Source organism: Microbacterium sp. H6 (assembly GCF_003314775.1).
GTDB classification, from domain to species: Bacteria; Actinomycetota; Actinomycetes; order Actinomycetales; family Microbacteriaceae; genus Microbacterium; species Microbacterium oxydans.
Genome location: NZ_QOAY01000235.1, coordinates 851 through 1229, shown reverse-complemented (window position 1 = coordinate 1229; position 379 = coordinate 851). Strand labels below are relative to the sequence as shown.

The following is a 379-nucleotide window of genomic DNA, read 5'->3' as shown; positions in this document are numbered from 1 at the left end:
TCGACATGGCGGGGACCACGGTGCTCGACGACGGCGTCGTGGAGCAGGCCTTCCAGCGCGCCGCCGAGCGCACCGGCGTCGCCGACCGGATGCCGTGGGACGAGGCGCTCGACTACGTGCGCGTGACCATGGGGCAGTCGAAGATCGACGTCTTCACGCACCTCTCCGGCGGCGACGCAGAGGCCGCGGCACGTGCCACTGCCGCGTTCGAGGGCGCGTACGCCGAGATCGTCGCCGAGCAGGGCGTCTCCGAGATCCCCGGTGCCGCCGATGCGATCCAGGGATTGAAGGACGCCGGGCTGAAGGTCGTGCTCACCACCGGCTTCGCCCCGGTGACCCGAGACGCCCTGATCGACGGACTCGGCTGGCGAGACCTCGT

At 71.2% G+C, this 379-nt stretch carries 1 protein-coding gene; it reads left to right on the top strand.

Annotated elements, in window-relative coordinates; genetic code table 11:
* A partial coding sequence (locus tag DSP71_RS24050) for an HAD family hydrolase (RefSeq protein WP_258546482.1) occupies positions 1 to 379 on the top strand: 379 nt, incomplete at both ends.